This window comes from Celerinatantimonas diazotrophica, from assembly GCF_004339545.1.
GTDB lineage: Bacteria > Pseudomonadota > Gammaproteobacteria > Enterobacterales > Celerinatantimonadaceae > Celerinatantimonas > Celerinatantimonas diazotrophica.
Genome location: NZ_SMGD01000014.1, coordinates 126,280 through 149,004, shown reverse-complemented (window position 1 = coordinate 149,004; position 22,725 = coordinate 126,280). Strand labels below are relative to the sequence as shown.

The 22,725-nt window shown below is 45.1% G+C and carries 22 protein-coding genes; 17 read left to right on the top strand and 5 right to left on the bottom strand.

All coding sequences use genetic code 11. From position 1 onward, the window contains the following. The first annotated feature begins 57 nt into the window (after positions 1 to 57). From EV690_RS12025 to EV690_RS12010, 4 genes are all read left to right on the top strand, one after another. Positions 58 to 918 carry an MBL fold metallo-hydrolase gene (locus tag EV690_RS12025; protein ID WP_131913259.1) on the top strand — a complete coding sequence of 287 codons (861 nt, stop codon included), beginning with the start codon at positions 58 to 60 and terminating at the stop codon, positions 916 to 918. Positions 919 to 922: 4 nt separating this feature from the next. Then, the gene (locus EV690_RS12020) at positions 923 to 1,711 is read left to right on the top strand and encodes a sulfite exporter TauE/SafE family protein (protein WP_131913258.1); all 789 of its coding nucleotides are present in this window, start codon (positions 923 to 925) and stop codon (positions 1,709 to 1,711) included. A gap of 10 nt (positions 1,712 to 1,721) precedes the next feature. Further along, the gene (locus EV690_RS12015; protein WP_131913257.1) at positions 1,722 to 2,144 is read left to right on the top strand and encodes a protein tyrosine phosphatase family protein; all 423 of its coding nucleotides are present in this window, start codon (positions 1,722 to 1,724) and stop codon (positions 2,142 to 2,144) included. A 178-nt stretch (positions 2,145 to 2,322) separates the two neighbouring features. Beyond that, positions 2,323 to 3,381 carry an alpha/beta hydrolase family protein gene (locus EV690_RS12010; RefSeq protein ID WP_131913256.1) on the top strand — a complete coding sequence of 353 codons (1,059 nt, stop codon included), beginning with the start codon at positions 2,323 to 2,325 and terminating at the stop codon, positions 3,379 to 3,381. A gap of 26 nt (positions 3,382 to 3,407) precedes the next feature. Here the strand turns inward: EV690_RS12010 and EV690_RS12005 are convergent, their stop codons facing one another. After that, positions 3,408 to 4,349, bottom strand: coding sequence for a LysR family transcriptional regulator (locus tag EV690_RS12005; RefSeq protein ID WP_131913508.1), 942 nt, complete (start codon positions 4,347 to 4,349; stop codon positions 3,408 to 3,410). Positions 4,350 to 4,446: 97 nt separating this feature from the next. Between EV690_RS12005 and EV690_RS12000 the strand changes: the two genes are divergently transcribed. The 3 genes from EV690_RS12000 (at position 4,447) to EV690_RS11990 (ending at position 6,715) form a co-directional block, all read left to right on the top strand. After that, complete coding sequence (locus EV690_RS12000; RefSeq protein WP_131913255.1) at positions 4,447 to 5,013, top strand: chromate transporter; 567 nt, start codon at positions 4,447 to 4,449, stop codon at positions 5,011 to 5,013. Then, positions 5,010 to 5,531, top strand: coding sequence for a chromate transporter (locus tag EV690_RS11995; RefSeq protein WP_131913254.1), 522 nt, complete (start codon positions 5,010 to 5,012; stop codon positions 5,529 to 5,531). The genes EV690_RS12000 and EV690_RS11995 overlap by 4 nt, the downstream gene beginning before the upstream one ends. 257 nt (positions 5,532 to 5,788) lie before the next feature. Next, positions 5,789 to 6,715: a LysR family transcriptional regulator gene (locus EV690_RS11990; protein ID WP_131913253.1), complete on the top strand. Its 927-nt coding sequence runs from the start codon at positions 5,789 to 5,791 to the stop codon at positions 6,713 to 6,715. Between the two features lie 46 nt (positions 6,716 to 6,761). Here the strand turns inward: EV690_RS11990 and EV690_RS11985 are convergent, their stop codons facing one another. The 3 genes from EV690_RS11985 to EV690_RS11975 form a co-directional block, all read right to left on the bottom strand. Beyond that, positions 6,762 to 8,111: an APC family permease gene (locus EV690_RS11985; RefSeq protein ID WP_131913252.1), complete on the bottom strand. Its 1,350-nt coding sequence runs from the start codon at positions 8,109 to 8,111 to the stop codon at positions 6,762 to 6,764. 206 nt (positions 8,112 to 8,317) lie between these two features. Further along, positions 8,318 to 9,595, bottom strand: a complete 1,278-nt coding sequence (gene gabT, locus EV690_RS11980) for a 4-aminobutyrate--2-oxoglutarate transaminase (protein ID WP_131913251.1) — start codon at positions 9,593 to 9,595, stop codon at positions 8,318 to 8,320. 26 nt (positions 9,596 to 9,621) lie between these two features. Continuing rightward, positions 9,622 to 11,073, bottom strand: coding sequence for an NAD-dependent succinate-semialdehyde dehydrogenase (locus EV690_RS11975; protein WP_131913250.1), 1,452 nt, complete (start codon positions 11,071 to 11,073; stop codon positions 9,622 to 9,624). 360 nt (positions 11,074 to 11,433) lie between these two features. On the opposite strand from EV690_RS11975, the gene EV690_RS11970 reads away from it, so the two are divergent. From EV690_RS11970 to EV690_RS11930, 10 genes are all read left to right on the top strand, one after another. Further along, complete coding sequence (locus EV690_RS11970) at positions 11,434 to 12,669, top strand: MFS transporter (protein WP_131913249.1); 1,236 nt, start codon at positions 11,434 to 11,436, stop codon at positions 12,667 to 12,669. A gap of 112 nt (positions 12,670 to 12,781) precedes the next feature. Continuing rightward, positions 12,782 to 13,120 carry a metalloregulator ArsR/SmtB family transcription factor gene (locus EV690_RS11965; protein ID WP_131913248.1) on the top strand — a complete coding sequence of 113 codons (339 nt, stop codon included), beginning with the start codon at positions 12,782 to 12,784 and terminating at the stop codon, positions 13,118 to 13,120. Continuing rightward, positions 13,117 to 13,590: an arsenate reductase ArsC gene (locus EV690_RS11960; protein ID WP_131913247.1), complete on the top strand. Its 474-nt coding sequence runs from the start codon at positions 13,117 to 13,119 to the stop codon at positions 13,588 to 13,590. The genes EV690_RS11965 and EV690_RS11960 overlap by 4 nt, the downstream gene beginning before the upstream one ends. Before the next feature lie 10 nt (positions 13,591 to 13,600). Further along, entirely contained in the window at positions 13,601 to 14,605 is a 1,005-nt protein-coding gene (gene arsB / locus EV690_RS11955; RefSeq protein WP_131913246.1) for an ACR3 family arsenite efflux transporter, read from the top strand. Between the two features lie 238 nt (positions 14,606 to 14,843). Beyond that, positions 14,844 to 15,890, top strand: coding sequence for a zinc-dependent alcohol dehydrogenase family protein (locus EV690_RS11950; RefSeq protein WP_131913245.1), 1,047 nt, complete (start codon positions 14,844 to 14,846; stop codon positions 15,888 to 15,890). A 264-nt stretch (positions 15,891 to 16,154) separates the two neighbouring features. Further along, positions 16,155 to 17,468 carry a CitMHS family transporter gene (locus EV690_RS11945; RefSeq protein WP_131913244.1) on the top strand — a complete coding sequence of 438 codons (1,314 nt, stop codon included), beginning with the start codon at positions 16,155 to 16,157 and terminating at the stop codon, positions 17,466 to 17,468. A 51-nt stretch (positions 17,469 to 17,519) separates the two neighbouring features. Then, positions 17,520 to 17,654 carry a hypothetical protein gene (locus EV690_RS18570; protein ID WP_263433842.1) on the top strand — a complete coding sequence of 45 codons (135 nt, stop codon included), beginning with the start codon at positions 17,520 to 17,522 and terminating at the stop codon, positions 17,652 to 17,654. Between the two features lie 13 nt (positions 17,655 to 17,667). Beyond that, positions 17,668 to 17,811: a hypothetical protein gene (locus EV690_RS18750; RefSeq protein WP_131913507.1), complete on the top strand. Its 144-nt coding sequence runs from the start codon at positions 17,668 to 17,670 to the stop codon at positions 17,809 to 17,811. Positions 17,812 to 17,904: 93 nt separating this feature from the next. Beyond that, complete coding sequence (locus EV690_RS11935; RefSeq protein ID WP_131913243.1) at positions 17,905 to 19,551, top strand: ATP-binding protein; 1,647 nt, start codon at positions 17,905 to 17,907, stop codon at positions 19,549 to 19,551. After that, positions 19,538 to 20,230, top strand: coding sequence for a response regulator (locus tag EV690_RS11930; protein WP_131913242.1), 693 nt, complete (start codon positions 19,538 to 19,540; stop codon positions 20,228 to 20,230). Before EV690_RS11935 ends, EV690_RS11930 begins: the two co-directional genes overlap by 14 nt. A 464-nt stretch (positions 20,231 to 20,694) precedes the next feature. Here the strand turns inward: EV690_RS11930 and EV690_RS11925 are convergent, their stop codons facing one another. After that, positions 20,695 to 22,611: a methyl-accepting chemotaxis protein gene (locus EV690_RS11925; protein ID WP_131913241.1), complete on the bottom strand. Its 1,917-nt coding sequence runs from the start codon at positions 22,609 to 22,611 to the stop codon at positions 20,695 to 20,697. Positions 22,612 to 22,725 lie beyond the last annotated feature (114 nt).

Below are 22,725 nucleotides of genomic sequence, written 5' to 3'. Positions count from 1 at the left end.
TTTTACGGTATATTAATATATGTTAAATTAGAGTTATCTAATATAACAGGTGATCCCATGCTCAATGTTCATTCCATTTTCGACTCGAATACGAATACCATCACGCATATTGCTTACTGTTCACAAACTAACGCTTGCGTGATTATTGATCCGGTATTGGATCTCGATCCGCTCAACTGGCATACCCAAACAAACAGTGCCCAAGAAGTCGTTCATTATGTCCATGAACATCAGTTAAAGGTTCAAGGAATTTTAGAAACTCACGTACATGCCGATCATCTAACCGCAGCGCCCTATTTAAAAGAGCAGTTGGGTGGACAAACTTACATCGGCAATCAGATCACACAGGTCCAGCGCGTGTTTAAAGGACTGTTTAACGCCGAACCGGAATTTGCTACAGATGGACATCAATTCGACCATCTGCTTGCCGATGGCGATACCTTTAATCTCGGCCAATTGACCGGCCATGTGATTCACACCCCCGGACACACCCCCGCTTGCGTCAGCTACCATATTGATGATGCGGTCTTCGTGGGCGACACCCTGTTTATGCCAGATTACGGAACCGCTCGTTGTGATTTTCCCGGTGGGGATTCAGCAACACTGTATCACTCAATCCAAAAACTCTACGCCCTACCCGATGAGACTCGCATGTTCCTCTGTCACGATTACCTCCCCGAAGGGCGCACAGATTATCAATGGCAAACCACTGTCGGTCAGCAAAAAGCCGAAAACATTCATATTCGACCAGAGACAACCGAAGAAGAGTTTGTTCAGTTTAGAAACTCGCGGGATGCCACATTAGCGCTGCCTAAATTAATTGTGCCGTCAGTCCAAATTAATATGCGCGCCGGAGCCTTCCCCCCTGCAGAGCAAAACGGCACACACTATATCAAGTTTCCACTCAACCGGTTGTAATTAGATGCTCACATTTTTGGCATGGCCAGCAGCGGTCGTCACCGGGCTCAGTTTAGGATTACTGGGCTCAGGCGGCTCTATCATTATTATTCCAGTATTACTTTACCTGTGCGGCTTAGGCGAAAAAGAAGCGATCGGCAGCGCATTGCTGATCGTCGGATGCATCAGTAGCATCGGGGCCATTGCCTATATTCGAAAAAAACTTGTGTATTGGGATGCCTTGCTCTGGTTTGGACTTCCGGGAATGGCAGGCACTTATGTCGGAGCCTGGCTGGCCACCTGGATGAGTGGATTACTCCAACTGAGTTTATTTGCGCTCATTATGCTCATTGCCTCTATCTTTATGCTAAGAAAACCCGCGCTCCCCCAACAGAGCACCGATACACTGCAACCCAAACGCCCTTGGTATCAGCTCATTCTAGGTGGCTTCAGCGTTGGGATAATTACCGGAACAGTCGGCGTCGGAGGTGGCTTTCTGATTGTCCCAGCACTGTTATTTTTAGCACGATTTAAGATGCAAAATGCCGTTGCCACCAGCATGGTGATCATTACCTGCAATGCCTTGACTGGCTTTTACAAGTACACCGAAGTCTTTCACCAACACGGCCTCCACTTCAACTGGACATTGATCACCATCATCACCATATTAGGTATTATCGGAAGCTTATTCGGATCAAAATTAGCCATGAAAATTCCACAACAAAAGTTGCGGCAGATTTTCGGCATATTTCTCATCGTGATGGGCGCTTATATGCTTATTCGCTCCATCTTACAAATGCATTTACTGGGATAAGAGAACCATTATGGAAATTCATCAAATCACGAAGCAACTCTCTGTCTGCCCACAGCTGACAGTGGATGAAATAAAGACAATCCATCAATTAGGATACCAAACGATCATCTGCAACCGACCCGATGGTGAACAACCCGAGCAACCTAAGGCAGAAGACTTAAAACAAGCGGCCGAAGAATTAGGGATGACATTTATTTTTCAGCCGATCGTGAACGGTCAGATCGAATTCAGTGATGGAACTGAATTTTTATCCTATCTCGAGTCAAGCAACACGCCTATTCTAGCCTATTGCCGAACCGGAACACGTTCGACGATTCTCTGGGCGCTATCGCAGCACAACCGCTTATCGGCTGAACAAATACGTCAGCAAACACTGGCCGCCGGCTACAAAATTGACGAAAGCTATATCACTGGCCCAAATCAAGCCAATTAATCCTAAAACCACCATGGCCCTGTTGCGTCGTTATATTAACAAGGAACAGTCATGGTGAAATCGTTCGGTGCGGATGATGAGTAAATTAATTGTAAAGGGCCAATCCTATCAATTGATTTTTCACTCAAAAAAGACAAACATAATACTCCTTTGAATTTCGTATTATTTTGATATCAATATGAGCACAAAAATAAAATGGTTTAGCAGTTTAATCGCCATATTGATTATTCTATCTTGTTACTTTAGTCACATAACTGACTTTAGTCTGGATGATCAGAGTCATACATCTCAGGTGTCATTCTCTTCCGGAACAAATAAGCTCAGCGGCACACTGATCGTTCCCAAGGGGGTTACATCGCCACCCATTGCTCTGATTGTCCATGGTGATGGTCCTCAGGACCGCTTTTCTAACTCCGACTATCTGCCATTTATAAATCAGCTTCTGGAAGCAGGGATTGGGGTCTACAGCTGGGACAAGCCCGGAATAGGCAAGAGCAGCGGTCACTGGTTATCCCAATCGATGTCAGATCGCGCCCAAGAAGTCTTAGCGGCACTTAAAAAAATTAGAAGCTTACCTAATATTAATCCGCAAAAAGTGGGTTTGTTGGGCTTTTCACAAGCCGGATGGGTGATTCCACTCGTTGCCGATCAAAGCAAACCGGCTTTTTCAGTCATCATTGGCGGGGCCGTCAATTGGCGACATCAGGGTGCCTACTATACTCGCCGGCGACTGCAACAACAGGGATTACCCAAAGCAACGATCAACCAACGAGTACAGCAAGAACTGCAAGCCGACGATCACATTTTTAATAACCCAGCCACAGCGAACCCCAATCAGCGACCGGATATGACGCCGGAACGTTTCTACTTTGCATTAAAAAATTATCATGAAGACGCCTCATCGGCACTGAAAAGCATGAAAGGACCGCTCCTGGCCCTGTGGGGAAAAGCCGATCGCAATGTTGATCCGATTTGGAATGCCAATCGCTATCGGGCCCTATTGGCAAATCGAGCCAATACTGAGATAAAGATCATTCCCAAAGCGACACATGGCCTATTAAATGCCAATCTATTCAACTACCAACTCCCCAGTGACTGGCCTGTATACAAAGAAGGATTATTCATATACTTGGGTCGAAAGTCATATGTCCCTGGGGTGTGGACATTCATCTCGAACTGGATTAAAAAAGCAACCCGCACGAGCAACAAACAAAGTCATGCACCGACCAGCCAATAACACGCTTATGCGAGATTAATGAGCAATCAGCGAAGTAGATCAGACGAACCTTTGACGCAATCATCGAGGTGCATCGTTTGAAGCATTTGGCATAAATTCTCAAGACGTGGCGAACGTCGACCCGCTCGCACCGCTAGCCAGATCGAGGCCCTTAATGGCACTTGCATATCCAGTGGCCGATAGCTAACGCCTACAGCCGCAATGCGTTTGAGTGACTGAGGCACAATCGAAACGCCCAGACCGGCGGCCACTAAACTCATCATAGTGGTCAAACGCGGTGCTTCTTGGATAATTTCGGGGCTAAATCCAGCCTGATAGCAAGCCGTCAGAATGCTGTCATATAATCCCGGCCCCGATGGACGCCGATATAAAACAAAAGGCTCATGGGCTAATGCACTAAGCGCTATCGGACTATCCTGATGTGCTAACGGATGGTGGGCAGGCAATGCCACCAGCATCGATTCTTGGCTCACAGCAAACAGCTTCAACCGCTCACGATGACTCGTCGAAACACTACGAATAAAGGCTGCATCAAGCTGCTCAGTTAACAAACCTTGAACTAACTCACCACTTCCCGCTTCTTCCAGCCGCATCTGTACATTTTCAAATTGTTCTCGATAGTGATTTAACAACGCCATCACTGGCTCAGCCAACGCGGCTGAACTGGTAAATCCCACGGCCAACTCACCACTTAGCCCTGAAGCGGCATGTTGCACGATACTGGGAAGTCTTTCCACCTTAGCTAAAATAATTTGTGCTTGTTCATACAAGGCAAGCCCGGCAGCAGTCGCCTCAACACCACGCGGCAAGCGCGTTAATAAAGGCGTATCCAAGACCTGTTCCAGGCTTTGCAAGAGCCGTGATAAAGAAGGTTGCTGCATGCACAACTGCTCAGCGGCGCGACTCATATTCCCAGCATCGACGATCGTCACAAACGCGTGGAGATGGCGTAGTTTGAGTTGATTCATAACATTTTTGTTATAGATATGGCCATAAGAATGCATTAGTCAATATAGCACCTTTTGCGCGATGATATCACCACAACGATAAAAGAGAGCAAGTCTTATGAGCACACCGGCATTAGAGCCAATCAACATCACCAAATCCCTCAACTGCCGAGCTCTATTCTGCGGTTTTATGATGCTGGGAATGATGGGCTTCGGCGGAGTATTACCGCTTGCCCATCGCATGTTGGTTGAACGACGGCAATGGTTAACCGATGCCCAATTCACTGAACTATTAGGACTTTGTCAATTCTTACCCGGTGGTAATATCATCAATTTATCCGTCGCTGTCGGGGCGAAGTTTCGGGGGATCCGCGGTGCCATCAGTGCATTATTCGGGTTATTACTGGTACCGACTATCGTCGTTATCGGATTAAGTTATATCTATCAGCATGCTCAAGACAACCTGACCGTCCAGCATCTTTTTCTTGGCTTGATGGCAGCAGCAACCGGGCTCTTAATCACCACCGCGTTAAAAATGATCAAACCCTTTCTCGGCAATCCCCGCGCACTCTTTAGTATCACCCTAACCATTCTATTTATGATATTCATCCACTTACCACTACTGGCAATATTAGTCAGCCTAGTGAGCCTGAATGTATGGATGCAACGAGGAGACTATCGATGACACTGATGATGAGCTTTGCGTTAATCTTTGCCCAACTCTCATTAATGGCATTTGGTGGCGGCAACACCATTTTACCGGAGATGCAACACCAAGTCGTACAGGTACATCATTGGCTTAATGCGCAGCAGTTTTCCACCTTGTTTGCCATGGCTCAGGCGGCTCCCGGCCCAAATATGATGATCGTCCCTTTGATTGGTTGGCAAATCGCTGGAGTTAAAGGACTAATCGTCACTTCTGCAGCAAAATTTATCCCATCCTCGTGTTTAACCCTACTAACGCAACATTTCTGGCAGCGCTTTGAACATGCCACTTGGCGAATACGCATCCAACAAGCCCTCAAGCCAGTGACCATCGGGCTGGTTTTTGCAAGTGCTTTTTTAATCGCTAAACCCAACGCGGGTCACTGGCAACTGATGATGATCATGATGCTCGTCACGGCGCTAAGCTATCGCTATAAAATCCACCCGCTGTGGTTACTCGCCAGTGGTGCAATTGCGGGAATATGGGGCTTGTCATAACCCCAAAAGCGATAGTAGTTAATATCTTTTCTAAAGAAGAAATGGCCGTTTTCCATACTTTAGTTGCAGGATACGTTCCTCAATTCTCTTCAATATTTCCAGTGAAGGTGCTTTGCAGGGCCATGAATGAAAGGTCCACAGCGTGAGTGCAAACATCGCGAACATCTATCTGCATAAAAGTGGTATCTTAATGATTAACCCTATTTTTTAAGTGTTCATTCATTCAATTTTGCTAAACGATGGAGTGTCATTGCAACATGAGCAAATCGGTTCACTATACCCTAGGTCAAATTAGTGACTACGAATTAAAACAGCTAAGGGTATTTAAAACTGTGGTTGAATGTGGTGGTTTTTCCGCATCGGAAACCCAACTTAATATTGGCCGTTCTACGATTAGTTTGCATATATCCAACTTAGAATCACGGCTCAATTTAACCTTGTGTCGACGGGGACGCAGTGGTTTCGCCTTGACCGATGAAGGGACTATCATCTATCAGATGACGCAGAAGTTACTCGATTCATTGGAAGATTTTCGCAATACGGTGAACAACTTAAATAGCAGCCTAACCGGCCGCCTGAGGCTATTACTCTCCGATGGCATTAGTCTTGATCCTCGCTGCCAATTCAGCGAAATAATCGACCACTACTGCAGCCAAGCTCCCGAGGTCAAATTACTCACTGACATGGCCCCAATGGCTGAAATTGAGCGAAAAATTCTCAATGACGATGCGGATATCGGCTTTATTCCCTATCATCGTGAGCTTGAAGGGCTCAATTATCTGCAGCTTTATCATGATCGCTGTTATCTCTATTGCGCCGCTAACCACCCCCTTGCGAAGCACCCAGCCACCATTACTGATGAAGATATTCAGCAAGCCGCAGCAACCCATGCGGGCTTAAAGCCACACCAACAGGTCAATGAACAACTGTTGGATCTGAATCTGGCCGCAACCGCGTATTTTTATGATATCCGCTTAAGTTTGATTTTATCCGGCCACTATATCGGCTTTTTGCCAGAGCGTTATGCCCAGCACTTAGTGCAAAATGGGCAACTCGTCGCGCTCAAACCCGAGCAGCGTTTTTATAACCTGGGCGTGGCCGCAATCAGTCGCAAAACTGCTCAGCCACATAAACCCCGCGAACTGTTTTGGCAATTACTCCAACAACAGAAATATTGCGAATAGCAACTGAGTTTACAGGGTGCGAAACACACCCCGTAATCATCAGAATTTAAGCATGCGCTTCTATAGTCGTTTCATCAAGCTCAGGTGGGCTATTGCGAAATCCGCGAGTGATAAAGGCCAGATAAGTCACACCAATCAGCGCCCAAGCAACCCCCAACTCGATGGCATGGCTATCTAAGCTGGTCAACAGCCAAAAATCACATACTGCACCGACAGCTGGGAATAATAAATAGCGGATCACATTGCTAAATCCACGACGTTTAGCATGAATAAAGTAGTGAAAAATCACCGACACATTGACCAACGTAAAAGCAATAAAAGCCCCAAAATTGATAAAGGAGGTTGATGTCGAGACATTCATCGTCAATGCTAACAAACCGATGACAGCTACCAACAAGATATTAGCCACAGGGGTTTGATATTTTGGATGCAATTGCCCGAAAATCGACTCGGGTAACACACCATCACGCCCCATCGCATAGAGCAGACGTGAAGCGCTTGCCTGAGCGGAAATACCAGAGCAAAACTGAGCGATGATCAACCCAGCCAAGAAAATGGCACTAAATAGGGCGCCACCAATCTGTTTTGCTATTTCAAAAGCAGCTGAATCAACATCTTTAAAATGTAAATCCGGATGCACCAAGGTGGTGACATAAGAGGCCAGAACAAAGATGCCGCCGCCAATACAGGTCACTAAAATAATTGCCCGAGGAATAGTTTTGGTCGGATTTTTGCTCTCTTCCGTCATCGTCGTGATGGCATCAAAACCCAAAAAGGAGTAACAGCCAATCGCCGCGCCTGACAAGATGGCCGAACCGGCATGCCCATAGTGATTCACCAAAGGTTGCAGTGACAAAAGCGTTCCTAACCCTTGCCCGTGTTCTACACCGCGTACCGCCAAAATAATAAACAAAGCAACCACAAGCAACTGAAAGCCCATCAACAACATGTTGACGCGCATGCTGTATTTGATCCCCACAATATTTAAGAAGGTCGTAATGACAATAAAAGCTAACACCCATGCCCAACTCGGGATCTCTGGAAAAGCAGCATTTAAATAGGCACTCCCAATCAGCCAAATTGCCATCGGGATAAACAGATAATCAAGCAAGGTGCCCCAACCGACCATAAACCCTAAATGGCCATTGAGTGCTTTACGTGTGTATGTATAAGCGGAACCCGAAACCGGAAAAGCTTTCACCATCTGGCCATAACTAAGCGCCGTAAACAACATGGCAATCAGCGCAATAAGATACGCGCTAGCGCTCATCCCCTCAGTGGTTTGTGCCACCAAGCCGTAAATACCGAAAACGATCATCGGAGCCATGTAGGCTAGACCAAATAACACCAGATGAGGAAGCGTTAATACGCGTCTTAAAGTGGTTGAATTTTCCATAACGAATATCCCAGTTTTGGTTGTTGATGTTGTGTGATTTGTTATTCATTTTTGACATCTATTTTTATAATGGATTGTTATTATTAGGTTTTTTATATTTTCATGGTTCTTAGTGAGGATGCCACATAGACACGCCTGCTCTCAAAACGCATCTACATGGGAATATTCAAACAATAGCCATCCTCAAGCCATCGTCTAAATCGTCGCTAGGCGAGTGAAGCCATCACATCCGAGAGAATATCCATCGCTTCGTCTAAAATTTCGACTGGCGCAGTAAGTGCCGGCAACAAGCGAATCACATTGCCTCGCGTACCACATGACAACAAGATCAGCCCTTTTTTCGCCGATTCAGCCACAATCGCTTTGGTTAATTCGGGGTTAGGTCGTTGCGCATCACCGTCATGCACCAGTTCAAAGGCAACCATTGCCCCTAAATGGCGGACATCCCCAATCAGCGCTGGATGACGTTGTTGCAAGTTGTTTAAGCGCCCCGTGAGTTGTTCACCGATACTCAAAGCTCGCTCACATAATTGTTCTTCGTCGATGACTTCCAGCACCGCTAAAGCGGCTGCACAGGCAATCGGAGAACCACCATAAGTACCGCCTAATCCGCCCGGTTGTGGCGAGTCCATAATTTCCGCTTTACCCACCACACCAGAGAGAGGGAATCCGCCGCCCAGACCTTTAGCAATCGTCATTAAATCAGGTTCAACTTCGGCATATTCACAAGCGAACAATTTACCGGTACGAGCAAAACCAGATTGAATTTCATCAATGATCAATACAATGCCGTGCTGATCGCATAACTGACGCAGTGCTTTTAAAAAGCTGGCAGGGGCACGATAAAAACCACCTTCACCTTGCACAGGTTCAACCACAATGGCTGCCACACGCTCAGGTTCAATATCCACTTTAAAGCGCGTTTCAATGGCCTCGATGGCTTGATGCTCGCTAATGCCCAAATAAGCATTTGGATAGGGGACGTGATAAATCTCTGCTGGGAATGGTCCGAACCCTTTTTTATAAGGATTCACTTTGCCGGTCAGTGCCATCGCCATCGCGGTGCGCCCATGAAACCCACCATCAAAGGCAATCACGCCACTGCGTTTGGTATAATGGCGAGCAATTTTAATCGCATTTTCAATCGCTTCAGAACCCGAGGAAAACAGCGCCGTTTTTTTACGGCTGGGCCCAGGGGCTAATTGATTGAGCTTTTCAGCCAATTCAACGGCTGGCGCATAAGGCGTCACAGTCATACAAGTATGAGTGACATGTTCCAGCTGTTCTTTGACGGCTGCGAGCACTTTAGGGTGACGATGGCCGGTATTAAGCACCGCGATCCCTGCACCTAAATCAATATAGCGATTCCCTTCAGTATCCCAATATTGCGCGTTTTCAGCCCGATCAATAAAAATATCGAACGCATTGCTTTGGCCTGCGGCGAACGCCTGCTGCCGACGTTGTGCCAATTCCTGATTTGTCATTAATCGATACTCCAAATTATCAAGCGTTAATCAACGCTCATACATAAATATTTGATTTCACTGTATTCATCAATCCCGTGGCGAGAACCTTCACGCCCTATCCCCGATTCTTTAACCCCACCAAATGGCGCGACTTCATTAGAAATAAGCCCTTCATTGATCCCCACCATGCCATATTCAAGCGCTTCACTAACCCGCCAAATACGACTCATATCACGGGCATAAAAATAGGCGGCCAAACCAAAAGGCGTATGATTGGCAAGCTCAATCGCTTGCTGCTCACTGTCAAAACGCACCAACGGTGCCACAGGGCCAAAAATTTCATGATGAAAGATATCCATCTCAGCGCTTACCTCGGTTAAAACCGTTGGCTGATAGAACAAACTATCGGTTTGCGCTTGTCCGCCAAGACGCACTTGAGCTCCGGCACTGATGGCTTGCGCAACCAACAGCTCAACCTTATCGATTGCGGCTTGATTAATCAGAGGCCCCATGTTCACTCCAGGCTCAAGTCCATTGCCCAACTTGAAAGACTGCACGGCTTGCACCAGTTTTTCGCAAAACGCATCATATACACCCGATTGCACTAAAATTCGGTTGGCACAAACGCAGGTTTGGCCACTATTACGATATTTACTCGCCAATACGCCTTCGACCGCTTTATCTAAATCCGCATCATCAAACACGATAAAAGGTGCATTCCCGCCAAGTTCCATCGACGTGCGTTTGACTGTATCGGCGCACTGTTGCAGCAAAAATTTGCCCACAGGCGTTGAGCCGGTAAAACTGAGTTTTCGAACAATCGAACTACTCGTCAACGTCTCACCAATCACTTTGGAATCACGGCCAACAACAATATTAAGAACACCAGCTGGAATCCCTGCACGGTCAGCAAGTTGAGCTAACGCCAAGGCACACAGCGGTGTCTCTTCAGAAGGTTTAATCACCATGGTGCAACCTGCTGCAAGTGCCGGAGCTGCTTTACGGGTAATCATCGCAATGGGGAAGTTCCATGGCGTAATCGCTGCGACCACACCAATGGGCTGTCGAATAGTGAGCAGGCGCTGTTTAGAATTCGTTGCAGGGATCACTTCGCCATACTGGCGTTTGCCCTCTTCAGCAAACCATTCCACAAAGGATGCGCCATAGGCAACTTCACCTTGCGCCTCTGTCAGGGCTTTGCCCTGCTCTAAGGTCATCAATATGGCTAAATCCTGCTGGTTCGCCTGAATTAGCTCAAACCATTGGCGCAGATAGTTGGCACGCACCTTTGCGGTGAGCGCTCGCCATTCGTTCAAAGCTTCTTGCGCCGCACGAATGGCTTGTTCAGTCTCGATTTGAGCACAATCGGCGACCTCGGCTAACGATTCGCCGGTTGCAGGGTTGTATACTGTAAACTGCCGACCATCAGCCGCATCACACCACTTTCCATCAATAAATGATTGATGACAAAGTAACGAAGGATCCGATAACTGCATAAAAATCTCCTTAAGGATAAGTGACAACATCGCCTTAATCGATGAAGCGTTCCTTTGCGTTGTTACGCGGTCAATGTAAAACAAATGCAAAATATTATGTTAATTTGATGTTAGAGGCGCAGATAGCGGTGAAAAATCACGCACTATCAATGCATAGTTTGATGCCCACAAAACTTTATCGAAGAGAACAGCGACTCATTCTCACTGCATATAAATATAGTTATGAGTAAATATCTATTCATTGTATAATGCATTCAGTAGTTTGCTATGCATCATGATGCCATACGCACGAGCTGACCCTTTAGACAGATTAACTAACGCACAACTCACGATGACCTCTTTATCCATACGGTAGCCACCATGTTCCATTCTCGTTTTTTTCGCTCATTTTACAGCTTGAATTTTCGCCTTTGGGCAATCGGGGCGCTGATCTCCAATATTGGGACATGGATGCAACGGACCGCTCAAGATTGGCTCGTCCTCACGCAATTAACCCACCATGATGCAGCCGCTGTTGGCATTGTGATGGCTTGCCAATTTGGCCCACAATTATTATTACTCCCCGTCAGTGGTTTTTGTGCCGATTACTTTAACCGCCATAAGCTGATGATGGTCACCCAAGGTATTTTATGTGTGCTTGCCCTGATATTAGGCACACTGACCGTCACAGGCGTTATCACACTTTGGGAAGTATATCTTTTAGCATTTCTATTTGGCTGCACGGCAGCCATTGATGCACCAACACGCCAGACCTTCGTAGGCGAGCTGGTGGGTGATAGCTACCTGAGCAACGCAATTTCATTAAATTCAACCTCTTTTAATGCCGCCCGGATGATTGGACCGGCAGTAGCAGGGCTCATCATTGCCGCCGTAGGCACTGGTTGGGCATTTATCATCAATGCTGCATCATTCCTAGCTGTTTTAGCCTCGCTCAAATTGATGCGCCCAGCCTTGTTCTTCCCACTGACTCGGCCACTGCGTACCAAAGGGAGTCTAACCGCTGGATTTAGCTATGTTTGTCATCGTCGAGATCTGCGAACCATTTTGTTAATGACATTTATCATCGGCACCTTCGGTATGAATTTCCCATTGTATATTTCGACAATGGCGGCATCGGTATTTCATACTGGGGCGAAGGGCTACGGATTTTTATCCTCCTGCATGGCAATAGGAACCATCAGTGGCGCCATCCTCTGTGCGATTCAAGAAAAACCGCATATGCGTAACTTGCTCTTCAGTGCCTTGTTGTTTGGGATTGGCTGCACTTGGGCAGCCCTCGCTCCCAGCTATGGCTGGTTTGCCGTGATTTTGATCATCGTTGGACTAGCGGCTCTGATTTTTAATAACAACAACAATAGCTTGATGCAACTATCAACCGAACAATCAATGCGTGGACGAGTCATCGCCATTCGCATGGCCATTATGATGGGAGGCACACCTTTGGGAGCGCCGATTGCCGGCTGGGTGATCAACCATTTTGGCGCTCGCTGGGGATTAGCCATTGGCGCTGCATCCGGAATTTTTGCCGCTTTAATCGCCATCGGTTATTTTATTTTTGCTAACCCTTCCGACTCGTCATTTCAAGCCAGCAAATGAAATATCACGCAGTTGACGCTGAAATAACGGCGGTTCGTGTGCACGCCACAATAATTTGTTTTGACATCTCCTCAAACATATATGATATTTCATATATGTTTGAGGAGTCATAATGATAGAACCATTAAAATTATTTAAATTATTAGCCGATGACACGCGTCTTAAGATACTGTTGTTGCTGACTCAAAATAGCCAGTTATGTGTGTGCCATCTCACCGATGCCTTGCAGTTATCGCAACCCAAGGTCTCTCGGCATTTAGCGATGCTGCGTCAAGCCCAATTAGTGCAAGACGCACAACATGGCAAATGGCGCTACTATCAGCTTGCGCCGGACTTAGCTGAATGGGTCGTCACACTGTTACAACAAGCACTCCTCTCACAACCTAATTATTTATCAAAATGTAATCAACGACTTACGAACAGCTTAACGACTTGTGAGACCCCCTCATGAAAATTCTTTATATTTGCACCCATAACCGTTGCCGTAGCATTTTAAGCGAAGCCATCACCCACTATTACGGTGGTGATCTGCTAGAGGCGAAAAGTGCTGGAAGCCAGCCTGCTGGACGAGTCCATCCGTTATCGGTGAAATACCTGCAACAGGTTGGGATCCCCACTGACAACCTGCAAAGTCAGTCTTGGGATGATATGAGCTCATTTGCCCCAGATGTTGTGATTACCGTCTGTGATCATGCGGCCCAAGAAAGTTGCCCCGTCTGGTTTGGCAACGCTTTACAAGTGCACTGGGGACTCACTGATCCATCAAAGTTAGAGGGTGATGAAACAATCATAGAAGAAGCCTTTCTCCAGACCATTCAAACCATTCAAGAGCGAGTAACCGTACTAAAACAGATAGCCATGTTAAATCAAGCCAACTGGCAAGACGCCTTGCAACGCTGCGGCGCACGTATTAAATCTTAAAGGTTATCCGATGGGACGTTTTGAGAGATATTTATCACTGTGGGTGGCGCTGAGCATCATTGCCGGAATGCTTTTAGGAAATCTATTTTCCGGCCTGTTCAACTTTATCGCCACTGTTGAGTATGCTCACGTTAATTTAATAGTCGCGGTACTCATTTGGATCATGATCTACCCAATGATGGTACAGATTGATTTCAACGCCATTAAAGAAGTTAAACGTCGGCCGAAGGGGCTGTTATTAACGATTGCCATCAACTGGCTCATCAAACCATTTACCATGGCCCTATTGGGCAGCTTATTCTTCTATGTTCTATTTTCCAGATGGGTCGATCCTCACCAGGCCGCTAGCTATGTCGCAGGGATGATCTTATTAGGTGCGGCACCGTGCACCGCGATGGTATTTATCTGGAGTCAGATGACCAAGGGTGACCCTAACTACACCTTAGTACAAGTCGCAATAAACGATCTCATTATGGTTGTCGCATTTGCCCCGATCACGGCCCTATTGTTAGGCATTAGCGATATTGTGATACCTTGGCAAACCTTGCTGAGCTCTGTGATTCTCTATGTTGTATTGCCACTGGCAGCCGGCGCGGTTACCCGAGCGCGATTGCCTAAAGCGCGACTCAATCAGTTGTGCGCCAGACTCAAACCGTGGTCGATCATCGGATTACTCGCAACTGTAGTCATTTTGTTTGCCTTGCAGGCACAAACCATTATCAACAACCCACTGATTATTATCCTGATTGCAATCCCACTCCTCATTCAGACCTATGGTATTTTCGGGTTAGGTTACATCGGCGCAAAACTATTAAAGTTGCCGCATAAGATTGCAGCACCGGCCTGCTTGATTGGCACCTCAAACTTTTTTGAACTAGCAGTGGCTGTCGCTGTATCTTTATTTGGGCTGCATTCAGGAGCCGCTTTGGCCACCGTTGTAGGTGTATTAATTGAAGTCCCCGTGATGCTCTCTTTGGTAGGATTCCTCAATCGGAAAAATCACAGCTTGACCTAAGGCCTAAATACAAATGGAACTGCGATACAACTCACAACATCTCTTTCTTAAAGGATTAAATTAAAGTTGAAGGGTTGTTACTAGTAATTTAACTTCGAGTCTATCGAGCATGGCTCACCAATCACTGCTGCAAGCTCTGAGCCCGCGTTCTAGGGACACTAGAATGATCGCCCTTCTTTATGCGTTCCACGACGCATAACGTGACACAACTATATCTTTTATCGATGGAGGAATAGCCATGAAAGCTGTTGTTTATCACGGTCCAAATAAGATTAGTTATGATGAAGTGGCAAAACCAGAACTTGATCTACCAACCGATGCAATAGTCAAAGTATTAAAAACCACGATATGTGGAACTGATCTACATATCATAAAAGGCGATGTGCCAGAGGTCGAATCAGGGACAACTTTAGGGCATGAAGGGATTGGGATTGTTGAATCAGTAGGCAGCTCTGTTAGCCATTTTAAAGTCGGCGACAAAGTCATTATTTCCTGTATCACTTCGTGCGGAAGCTGTCGTTATTGTAAAAAAGGGCTACCCGCACATTGTGAAGATGGCGGCTGGATTTTAGGTCACTTAATTAACGGAACTCAAGCTGATTACGTCCGCATTCCTCATGCAGATAACAGCCTGTATCCAATTCCCGATGGGGTTGATGACGATTCGGCGATTATGCTCAGCGATATTCTGCCCACTGGCTTTGAAATTGGTGTATTAAATGGTCAAGTCAAACCTGGCGACCGCGTCGCGTTTGTAGGCGCAGGACCCGTTGGGATGGCGGCGATGATGACCAGTCAGTTTTATTCGCCATCGGAAATTATCATGATTGATGTCGATGATAATCGCCTTGAAGTCGCCCGCCAGTTTGGCGCAACAACAACCATTAACCCAGCAAAAGAAGATGTTCAGCAGCGCATCGATGAGCTGACTCAGGGGGATGGGGTTGAAGTTGCGGTTGAATGTGTTGGCGTACCAGCCACCTTTGATATTTGCCAGAAAATCGTTGGTAAAGGGGGGCATCTGGCCAATGTTGGCGTTCATGGTCAAAGTGTTGATCTGCAACTACAAGATCTATGGATTAAAAATATCCATCTCACCACCGGCTTGGTCAATGCCACCAGTACACCAATGTTGCTGAATGCCTTAACAGCGAAAAATAAAAGCATTGAGCCCGATGGATTAGTCACACACCATTTTGATGCGAATGAGTTTATGCATGCCTATGAGGTCTTTGGCAATGCTGCAAAAGAAAAAGCAATGAAAGTTGTGATTAGTTGCTCCTAACTCAACGAACCAGCCTGAAAAGGCTGGTTTTTTTATGTTCTATTTGACCGCATGTTCAAACCTATCTGAAGCTCTTAAAGAAACCTTATCGTCTATGACAATCTAAAGACATTCTCATATTTTGTGGCGAGTTAATAACTTAAAAACCATTATCGCCTTAGAAACAAAAATTCAATATGAGTCAATTCACATTTAGCTACCGCCTAATCTTTGAAACTATCTCCAATCTAATAAATAAAACCCTACGCGATAAAGGAGCAAATCATGCTGATGGCATTTTCGGGATTCATGATGTTGGCAACCATCATGTATTTTCTGTTTAAAGGACGGACTATACCAGTCGTTGTATTTATTACAGTACCAGTACTCGCCGCTTTTCTGGCTGGATTTTCAGTAACCGAAGTCGTTTCTTTTGTTGAATTTGGCATAAAAAAGACCAGTAAAATGGCAGTGTTATTTATCTTCTCAGTCACATTTTTTGGCATTATGTCTGATGCGGGTATGTTTGATGGTCTGGTGAATAAACTGGTGACCAAAGCGGGAACGAATGTGGTTGCGATAGCTATCGCAACAGCAATTATCGGTATTATCTCGCATCTTGACGGTGCAACAGTAACGACTGTACTGGTCACCGTACCGGCGATGCTGCCCGTGTATAAAAAGCTAAATATCCGGCCGCACTTACTCCTGCTAATTGTCGGTTGTGGTATGGGAGTCATGAACCTACTTCCATGGGGAGGGCCAGTGGCCCGCGCAGCCCTGGTATTGGGAATTGATCCAACCACCTTATGGCACACCATGATCCCCATTCAAATCATGGGTATTTTTGCAACCGTCGCGCTTGCTATCGTCATGGCAATTCGGGAGAAAAAATTCCACAATGCCGGTCGTGTTGATCTGGTGGTCAATGAAGTCAGTGGTGATGTCGAACTCAAAGAGCATGATGAAGCAGCTCTGAAACTAAAACGCTATAATCGCACCTGGATTAACCTGAGTATCACAGCCGCACTGCTGGTCATACTTCTGCTTGGTATCTTCCCGACTTATTTCACATTCATGCTTGGTGTCTGTGCAGCACTCATAGTGAACTATCCAAACGTCGACGAACAGAAACGTCGCATGAGAGCTCATGCTCCAGTGGCACTCGATGTCGCATCGGTTATGCTTGCCGCTGGCATTATGGTTGGTATTCTTGGCAAGAGCGGCATGCTTGAAGCAATGACGGTACCGCTACTACAAATCATTCCAAGTTCAATTGCTCATTTCCTATATGTCATTATGGGGGTCATCGCCTTTCCTCTGGGCACAATGCTCGGCACCGACTCATACTTCTACGGGCTTCTTCCATTAGCGATTAAAGTCGGCGAAAACTACGGCATTACCGGATTGACCATGACGATTGCGATGCTGATCGGTAAAAATCTGGCATTACTGATCAGCCCACTTGTTCCTGCAACCTACTTGGGTATAGGTCTGACTCATATCGAACTCAGAGATCATATTCGCTACAGCTTCTTTGGCTTGTGGGCGGTCGGTCTGATCATGTTTGCCTTTGCCTGGATGATAGGCATGTTCTAACACCATAAAAATAACAAGGCCCAATTAAATTTATCTATATAGGAACAACCCATGTTGGATAACTATTACGGAATGAAACGATCTCGTGAAGCCAAAGGCATTTTCCCTAAGCCTCTGAGTGCAACTGACACCAGCGAACTGGTTGATGAATTACAAAAAAGAATATTAATCCCCCCTTGCTCTTGAGTTAAAGACACTTCTGGCAACATGTGTGCCACCCGGTGTGGACGAAGCCGCAAAAGTTAAGGCTGATTTTCTTAGTAAACTGTACTGCTTTCTCATTTCAACCAGAGCAGCGCAGTTTTACATCATTAAATTACTTAAATTCATAAAAACCACATGAAACTTCTAGGTTAATTAATCCTTCCAAGCCAATAAGTATTTACTATTCGTCTCGCTAATTACGGCATATTCAGACAAACCAAAATAGATAACAATGATAAAAATGGATGGCGCTTTATTCAGTAAATTCAAATTTCGTACTCGCGTAGCATTAATGCTTTCCGTTTTTTTTGTCACTCTTATCGGTTTTCAAAGTGGTCTATTTCTCCATATTTTTGAACAAACCATCGTGGATATGGTCGGTTCAAAAGCATTGGTTCAAGCAAAAGAAATTGCGGCTGATCCATCTGTCATCGCCAGTTTGAATCATGCGGATAAAAAACAGCTCTCGGATATTTTCCGTCGTACAAACCAGTTAAGTGACGCCGATTATGTTGTTATTGCAGATCGGCAGGAATTACGTCTTTATCACCCGAATCCAAACTATATAGGGGAAAAAATAACCAGCGAAGATAACTATGACGCGCTGAAATTAGGTAAAAGTCACGTGTTTGTCAGCAAAGGGCAGTCTGGCCTTTCAATTCGGGGGAAAACTCCCGTAATAGCAGATAATCAAATTATTGGCGTCGTCTCAGTGGGCTATCTAGTTAATAGACTGAGCCATCGGATATTTGAGTACTCATTACCCATATTAAGTAGCATTGGTGTCGCCATAATCCTGACCATTATAGGAGCCTACTTTTTCTCTAATCACATTAAAAACCAAATGTTTAATATGGAGCCAGGGGAAATAGCCCAATCACTACAAATCAAAACGAGCATCATGCAAACCATGCACGAGGGAATCATCGCAACGAACAGTGACGGGAGCATTTTAAGTATCAATCGATCCGCATTGGAAATGCTCGGTATAACTCATGCGCCAGAGACCTTAACAGGAAGGTCTATTCAGGATTTTGTTACGCCAGCCAGCTTTTTTATACCTTGCCAAGAAAGCAAGCATGCAGCAGATGTCAATGATGAAATAATGACTTGTAATGGTGAAACCTTTATCGCTACACGAGTAAAAATGACCAATGAAACTGGCATATTTGGGACAGTTGTAAGCCTTCGTAAACGAGATAATATTACTACCCTCACCACTCAACTAGCTCAGGTGCAGCATTATCTAGATAATTTGCGTGTTATGCGTCATGAGCACAACAATCAACTATCAACGATCAGTGGACTTTTACAAATTGGTGAAAACCAAAAGGCACTGGAATTATTAGAAAGTACCAATAGTAAGCGTCAGGCTCTGGTTGATTTAGTGACTCAGATTTTTAGACCTAGGATTATCGCTGGTTTATTACTTGGAAAAATCTGTCGGGCAGAGGAGCTGGGGCTAACTTTGGATATTGACCCTATGTCGGCTCTGATCGGTGGCAACTGGCCTATTCAAGAAGATGAATTAAGCGCCCTGCTTGGCAATGTGCTGGATAATGCATTTGAGTCCAGTATTAAAAATCCCGACAGTAACAAAATTATCTCTTTGTTTATGAATGATAGTGCAGAAGAACTCATTGTCCAAGTCAGTGACAATGGCATTGGATTTAAAGGTCGTGACCCGGAAGACCTAATTACCAGAGGTGTGTCGTCCAAAAAAGCAGAAGGCCATGGCATCGGATTATATCTGGTCAGCAAGTACATAAAAAATGCTGGGGGTACGTTGCTAATGGAAGAAGCTGAACCTCAAGGAGCTGTATTTTCTATTTATATTCCTAAAATTAATCAAAAGGAGACATCGTATGAAGGTGTTTAATGTTTTAATTGTTGAGGATCAGTCAAACATCGCGGAATTTCATGCGGATTTTCTAAATAAAACCCAAAAATTTGTTGCTGTCGGCATTGCGAAAAATATAAGAGAAGCCAAAAGCATGATTGCTATCATCAAGCCAGATTTAGTCATACTGGATAACTATCTTCCTGACGGTAAGGGAATAGAACTGATGAAAGATATCAATGCCAAAGAGAACCCATCAGACATCATCTTCGTAACCGCCGCCAGTGATATGGATACCGTGAGTAAGGCTATTAGAGCGGGTGCTTTTGATTATCTACTTAAGCCAATTTCATACGATAGACTTGAGGATTCTTTAAACAGATATTTAAGCTATAAGAGCACATTGGAATCCACAGATTCGGTTAACCAGAAATATGTTGATTTAATGCTTAATTATCAGTCCAAAGCAGGGGAAACAGGAGAAAATTTACCCAAAGGCATTGATCAACTCACCCTCGATAAAATTAAAGCAATATTCAGTGATGACGAAGTTATTCATACGACTGACTCTTTATTACTCGAAGTTGGAATAAGTAAAACAACAGCAAGGCGCTATCTGGAATACTGTATTCTTTCTGGCTTTCTCCAAGCAGAAATTTGTCATGGGAAAATAGGTCGTCCTGAACGACGCTTTAGAAAAAAGACCGTGGCAAAATAAAAGGTTCATAACAAAATATGGAAGAATTAGGTTTATATCAGTCTGTTTTCATTGATAATAGGTAGCGACCCTATGACGCCCTGAATGGGCAGCTATACATCAGTCATCCGTGAAAAATCTTCTTCTTTTAGCAGCAATTAGTTAGTCTCAGATATTCCTTTAGCCGTATTTTCCCAGATCCGTTGTTTCCATCGGCATTCCACCTCTCGTTGCTATTGCTCTCACTTACACAAGATAACCTAAGCAACGATCCACGGATTTTAAACCGTTAGCCATTTTCCTATTTTTAGTTGTTTTCGCTAAGCGGCGGGAACAGATGACCGAGGCTCTTATAGGCTTCGAAACACAAAGAATGTTGAATCAACCATGCCTAGCTCAATCGGCCAGCTTTTATACACATAGTCCACATCCGAATAACAAGAACAGCTGGGATAAGGCCTCCCGAAAAAGGCAGGCCTTAGAAGTTATACTTTGAATCGACTAACAATTGCGATCAACTGATTGTTTACCCGTTCAATATCTTCGGCATCATTGAGAGCTTTTTGACCATTACTATCCAGCTCACTAACAATACTACTGATTTCATTCATATTACGACTAATTTCTTTAGTCACACCACTCTGCTCTTCAGCTGCCGTTGCAATCTGCGTACTGAGCCCATTGATTTGATTTACAAAATTGGTCAGAGCATCAAGACTTTCAGCAACCGCATCGGAACCTGAAGTGGCATCCTCACAACGCGCTTTGGTATCGTTCATCGAGTGCACAACCTGACGGCATCCTTGAACCAAACTCTCAATAGAGTTTTCAATCTCCTGAGTACTATCTTTCGTGCGACTTGCCAATGAGCGGACTTCATCTGCGACCACCGCAAAACCACGCCCTTGCTCTCCGGCGCGGGCTGCTTCTATCGCGGCATTTAAAGCCAATAAGTTAGTCTGTTCAGCGATTGCACCGATCACATTTAAAATCGAACTAATATTCTGGGTCTGATTATCCATCAATTGGACATCATTCGAAGCATTCTGCACATCAGTAATCAACGCAGACATGGTCTGCTGGGAATTATTCACAATGACTCGCGAATCATGGCTGGTTTGATTGGCCTGTTCGGTCAGCTCAGCTGTATTGGCTGCATCCGTTGCCATTGAATTTGCCGTAGCATCCATCTGCTCTACAGCCGTCGCGACCTGCTCAGTCTCACTCAAATGTTTCTGTAAAATGGTCTTATTTTGTTCAGCCTGTTTACGAAGACGAACCACATTACTCTGCAAATAGTCACTCGCATCTTTCACCTCGAGCATCATTTGCTGCAAACTTTCGATAAAGGTGTTGATCCCTGTAGAGATCTGGCCAATATCATCATTACTGTTAACTTTCAGCCGTTGCGTCAAATCACCATTGCCGCTAGAAAGTCCGGCGATCATCTCCCGCAAAGAAATAATCGGGCGATATAGCAACTGAATCAGCATAAAGGCAATAATAATACTCACCACTGTAGCTATCAGTGCAACAAGAATAGCCGTGTCGCGAGCAGAAGCTAATTCGGCAAATGCGATCGAACGATTCACGCCAACCGCGTAAAACCAATACTTATCACCCACTTTAATCCGATGTGAAAAGAGAATTTTATCAACACCATCGACCTGATAATCAACCACAGCATCTTGTTGATCTAACGCTTTAGTGATGGCGCCTTTAAACCAAGGAAAATCGAGTGCGTTTTGACCGGATTTAACATCTTGAGAAGATGAAGCCAACAATAATCCATCCGAATTGAATATAATAGCCACAGAACCTGGAAGATTTGCTGAGGGTTTCACTAAAGCATCCAGAAAAGAAAGCTCCATATCGGTGGAAATTGTGCCGCCATCGACCTTCTCTATAATACTCACCCAATATTTTCCATCAGTCCCTTTATAAGGATCGGTCACCAGCACACCCTTATGACGAAGAGCAGCTTGATACCAAGGTCGTGTCGTCACATCACCAGAATACTTATGATTCATCCAAGTGGGGGTTGACAGGTTCCAGTAACCATCACCATTTTCAAACGCGATCACGGCACTATTTAAATTCATCGCATTTGCTAAAAACTTCGTTTGCTCAATAGTATCCGCTGCACTATGAACGACGGAGCCCATCAACGGTTTATTCTTGAACTGTTTAGCCAACTTAGTGATCCCACCGACTTTCTCATTGAGCATGGTCTTAATGACATCACCACGGCCTCGGACATAGCTTTGCCCTTTATCCATGATAGCAGTGGTCAATATTGATTTTTGTTGTAAATAAGAGACATAACTCGATATAGATACCGAGATAGCAACCAGCAACAATATTGACAACAACATGACTTTCTTAAAGCCCAATTGCTTCATCTCTACTAATCCTTTATGAGAGTCACAGCTATATAAAGAATAGCCACAAATAAAGCGAGCGGTAGAAATTTATCGGCACTTTACGTTAATCGTAATACCTAGGGGCTGTTGACT